The 4,923-nt window shown below is 50.7% G+C and carries 5 protein-coding genes and 1 pseudogene; all 6 read left to right on the top strand.

The window, feature by feature from the left end:
• A pseudogene (locus AC1WIP_RS11160) lies at positions 1–367 on the top strand (ABC transporter substrate-binding protein); the annotation flags it as partial.
• Between the two features lie 4 nt (positions 368–371).
• Complete coding sequence (locus tag AC1WIP_RS11155) at positions 372–1,658, top strand: ATP-binding cassette domain-containing protein (RefSeq protein WP_481141895.1); 1,287 nt, start codon at positions 372–374, stop codon at positions 1,656–1,658.
• 113 nt (positions 1,659–1,771) lie between these two features.
• Positions 1,772–2,020: a TM1266 family iron-only hydrogenase system putative regulator gene (locus AC1WIP_RS11150; RefSeq protein ID WP_481141896.1), complete on the top strand. Its 249-nt coding sequence runs from the start codon at positions 1,772–1,774 to the stop codon at positions 2,018–2,020.
• A gap of 161 nt (positions 2,021–2,181) precedes the next feature.
• Positions 2,182–3,522: a trigger factor gene (gene tig / locus AC1WIP_RS11145; RefSeq protein WP_481141894.1), complete on the top strand. Its 1,341-nt coding sequence runs from the start codon at positions 2,182–2,184 to the stop codon at positions 3,520–3,522.
• Between the two features lie 178 nt (positions 3,523–3,700).
• Entirely contained in the window at positions 3,701–4,300 is a 600-nt protein-coding gene (gene clpP / locus AC1WIP_RS11140; RefSeq protein WP_481141893.1) for an ATP-dependent Clp endopeptidase proteolytic subunit ClpP, read from the top strand.
• Positions 4,301–4,339: 39 nt separating this feature from the next.
• On the top strand, positions 4,340–4,923 hold a 584-nt coding region (locus AC1WIP_RS11135), incomplete at its 3' end, for a ClpX C4-type zinc finger protein (RefSeq protein WP_481141892.1).

The raw sequence follows: 4,923 nt of genomic DNA, 5'->3' as shown, positions 1-4,923 counted from the left end.
CAATGAGGAATGGAACAAGGTACAGGGAGAGGACGGCAGCAGTCTGGTTACCGGAGTCACAGTTGTACGGAAGGAATTTTTGGAGGAGCAGGAAGGAGCGGTGCGCTCCTTCCTGGAAGAGCACAGTCAGAGTGCGGCGCAGATCAATGAGGATGTGGAGACAGGGGCTTCTCTCGCGGTCTCCCAGGGGATTGTAGCTGAGGAGGCCATTGCACAGAAGGCAATTCCCCGGTGTAATATAACCTGCATCACAGGAGAAGCCATGAAGCAGGCTCTTTCCGGATATCTTGAGGTGCTTTATGGGCAGTCCCCGGAATCCGTGGGAGGAGCGCTCCCGGGAGAGGATTTCTATTATATAGGACAGTGAGATTATGAGGCGCAAAATTTTAATCGTCATATTTTGGCTGGCTGTGTGGCACGGACTGGCTTTGTGGGTGGACAATCCCATTCTTCTGGTCACGCCCACCCAGGCCCTCTGGCGGCTGTGGGAGCTGCTGCCGAGGGCGGATTTCTGGTGCAGCGTGGGCGCTTCCCTGCTTCGTATTTCAGGAGGATTTTTCCTGGGGACGGCGCTTGGGCTTTTCCTGGCGGGAGCAAGCTATAAAAGCAGGCTGCTTGAGGCGGTGCTTTCTCCGGTTATGACGCTCCTAAAAGCCATACCTGTGGCCTCCTTTGCGGTGATTTTGCTGATCTGGTGGGGCTCCTCTGCGCTGGCGGCGGCTGTCAGCTTCTTAGTGGTGTTTCCGAATCTGTATGTTCAGACCCTGGAGGGGCTTAGGGCAGCGGATCAGAAGCTTTTAGAAATGGGGAGGGTGTTCGGACTGCCTTTTTGGAATCGGTTTTTTTATATTTACCGGCCTGCGCTGAAGCCCTTTGAGTACGGCGCAATGAAGATATCCCTGGGCATGAGCTGGAAATCCGGCGTGGCGGCAGAGGTGATCGGGATACCGGATTTTTCCATCGGAGAAAGGCTGTATCTGTCAAAAATCAATCTGGACACGGCGGGAGTTTTTGCCTGGACGGCTGTGGTGATTCTGCTGAGCGTAGTATTTGAGAGGGCGGTTCTTTCTCTGCTTTCCTTATTTTTTAGGTGGGAGCCCTCCTGCAGAAGGCCTGCCTTAAAAAAAGAGTCCGGCGCAGAGGGACGGATCCTTTTAAGCGGGGTATCCAAGTCCTACGGGGAGTTGTCCGTGATAAAAAATCTTTCCGCCAGCTATGAACCGGGAGAGCAGGTTCTGCTCCAAAGCCCTTCGGGCAGCGGCAAGACCACACTGCTTCGCCTGCTGTGCGGATTGGAACAGCCGGATGAGGGCAGCATCCTGCGTCAGGGGAACTGCAGCATGGTGTTTCAGGAGGATAGGCTCTGTGAGGACTACAGTGCGGTTAAGAATGTGGAGCTGGTTACGGGGGACAGAGAGCGTGCCAAAAGAGCTCTAAGAGAGCTTTTGGAGGAGGAAGCGCTTCATAAGCCCTGCAAGGAGCTGAGCGGGGGTATGAAGCGCCGTGCAGCGCTGGTGAGGGCTCTGGAGGCGGATTCCCAGATTCTGCTTTTGGACGAGCCCTTTACGGGCATGGACGCGCAGACCAGAAAGCGGGCAAGGGAATATGTGGAGAGAAGAAGAAAAGGGAGACTGCTTGTGATGGCAACCCATATCTGAGGGACCGGCTTGAAAATAAAATTTTCAGGCTTTGAATACAAAGCTGCCTGTGCGGCAAAATGAGAGGTAAAATGGAGAGAGGAAGGACGTCTGTGGAAGAAAAACAAAAGGATATGCGGGAGAGCAGAGTGACGCTTGTGGGAATTATGGTGGAGGACACAGGCTCTGTTTCCAGGATCAATGCCCTGCTCCATGAATATGGAAGCTACATCATAGGCAGAATGGGAATCCCTTACCGGGAAAAAAATGTGAATATTATCAGCGTGGTGATGGACGCCCCCCAAAGCGTGGTCAGCGCCCTGGCGGGAAAGCTTGGAATGCTTCCCGGCGTGAGCACAAAATGTCTCTATGGAAAACGGTGATTCTGCAACGCTAAAAATCCGTACTAAAAATCTTCGTAAAAATGTTTGTGTTTTTGCGGCTCCTATGCTATAATTCTAAAATGACTGTAATTATGTGCTGATTTTTAGATGAAAGAATGAATAGATACCCGGCACAGGGCGGTTGAAGGAGGAAATATATAATGAGTTTACAGGTAGAAAAGTTAGAGAAGAACATGGCAAAGCTGACCATCGAGGTGTCTGCGGAGGAATTGGAAAAGGCGCTGGATGAGGCTTACAGAAAAAATAAGAACAGGATCAGCATCCCGGGCTTCCGCAAGGGCAAGGCGCCCCGCAGGATGATTGAGCAGGTGTACGGCAGGGAGGTATTTTATGAGGATGCCGCCAATGTCCTGATTCCCCAGGCGTATGACAGTGCGCTGGAGGAGTGTGAGGAGAGTATTGTTTCTTCTCCAAAGATTGAAGTGACCCAGATCGAGGCTGGAAAGCCCTTTGTCTTTACGGCGGAGGTGGCCTTGAAGCCGGAGGTGACCCTTGGAAAATATAAGGGCGTGAAGGTGGATAAGATGGACGTGGAAGTAACCGATGAGGAAGTGGAAGCAGAAATCGGCAGAGAGAGAGAGCGCAATGCAAGGACCATTACCGTGGAGGACAGGCCGGTACAGGACAAGGATATGACGGTGATTGACTTTGAAGGCTTTGTGGACGGCGTTGCCTTTGAGGGCGGAAAAGGAGAAAACTACCCTCTGACCATTGGCTCCGGCGCTTTTATTCCTGGTTTTGAGGAGGGACTGATCGGCGCACAGATCGGCGAAGAGGTTGAGGTGAACGTGACCTTCCCTGAGGATTATCAGGCAAGCGAGCTTGCAGGAAAGCCCGCTGTGTTCAAGTGTACCGTTAAGGAGATCAAGGAAAAGGAGCTTCCTGAGCTCGACGATGAGTTTGCAAGCGAGGTGTCTGAATTTGACACCATGGCAGAGTACAGGGAGGATGTGAAAAAGAAACTGGGAGACAAGAAGGCGGCTGAGGCAAAGAGCGCCAAGGAGGATGCTGTGATAGACGCTGTCATTGCGGAAGCGCAGATGGAGATTCCTGATGCTATGCTGGAGACACAGCAGAGACAGATGGTGGATGAATTTGCCCAGAGAATCCAGTCCCAGGGTCTTTCCATGGATCAGTATATGCAGTTTACCGGTCTGACTGCAGATAAAATGCTGGAGCAGGTAAAGCCCCAGGCCCTTAAGAGAATCCAGTCCCGCCTTGTTATGGAGGCAGTTGCCGCTGCTGAAAAGATTGAGGCTTCCGAGGAAGAATTTGAGGAAGAGGTAAAGGTAATGGGCGAGGCTTATCAGCTGGAGCCTGAAAAGGTAAAGGAACTGCTTGGCGAAAACGGCAAAAAGCAGGTAAAGGAAGATATCTGCATCAAAAAGGCGGTAGACTTCGTGGTGGAAAATGCCAAGGAGACAAAGGCTTCCAAGACAAAGGCCCAAAAGGCGGAGGAAGAGGCCAAAGAGGAAGCTTAAGCCCGCACAGAAGGACGATGGGGAGAGAGACATACGGTTGTACCCGGGAAATTCCCGGGTACAACCGTATGTATGTTAAGTTTTTATTAAATCAGCGTTTTCTCATTGAAAAAGGAAATTGAGTGGGATATGATAGAACTGATGTGGATTTTATGATTGATAGATTGGAGGATTTGAGATGGCTTTAATACCTTATGTCATTGAACAGACAAGCAAAGGTGAAAGATCTTATGATATCTATTCAAGGCTTTTAAAGGACAGAATTATATTTTTGGGTGAAGAGGTAAATGAGACGACGGCCAGCATTGTGGTGGCACAGCTGCTGTTTTTGGAGGCGGAGGATCCGGAGAAGGATATTCATCTGTATATCAACAGCCCCGGGGGCAGCGTTACGGCGGGCATGGCTATCTACGATACCATGCGCTATATCAAATGCGATGTGTCCACGGTGTGTATCGGCATGGCGGCCAGCATGGGGGCCTTTCTGCTGGCAGGGGGCGCAAAGGGAAAGCGCTTTGCTCTTCCCAACGCTGAGATCATGATACACCAGCCGCTGGGAGGAACCCAGGGCCAGGCCACGGAGATCGAGATTGCGGCAAAGCATATTCTGAAAACAAAGGAAAAGCTCAACCGCATACTGTCAGAAAACACAGGGAGAGATTATGAGACGATCTGTGCAGACACTGAGCGTGATAACTGGAAGAGCGCACAGGAGGCCTGCGAGTACGGATTGATTGATAAGGTGATCGTATCCCATGACGTACAGGAAACCAAATAAGAACGCGGAAAGTAAAAGTGAGGAAACAGGAGTAAATTAATGGCAGGTAAAAATTCCGGTAATGATGTAAGATGTTCCTTCTGCAACAAGACTCAGAGCCAGGTGCGCAAGCTGATTGCAGGACCTGCGGGGGTGTATATCTGTGATGAGTGCGTGGATATCTGCGCCGATATTCTGGAGGAGGAGCTGGAGGATGAAGAAGTAGAAGAGGTTCAAAATCCCGAGATCAATCTTTTGAAGCCGAAGGAGATCAAGCATTTTCTGGACGATTATGTGATTGGCCAGGAGGAGGCAAAAAAGGTTTTGTCGGTGGCGGTGTACAACCACTACAAAAGAGTGACGGCGCCCAAGGATATGGATGATGTGGAGCTGCAGAAAAGCAATATTATTATGATAGGGCCCACAGGTTCCGGCAAAACTTATCTTGCCCAGACCCTGGCAAAGATTATCAATGTGCCCTTTGCCATTGCGGACGCCACCACTCTTACCGAGGCCGGCTATGTGGGCGAGGATGTGGAAAACATCCTGTTAAAGCTCATTCAGGCTGCGGACTATGACGTGGACCGCGCCCAGTTTGGCATCATTTATATTGATGAGATTGATAAGATCACAAAGAAGAGTGA

The organism is Acetatifactor sp. (assembly GCF_982438285.1).
The sequence above is the reverse complement of the archived record's forward strand: the minus strand, read 5'-3'. Positions and strand labels throughout refer to the sequence as shown.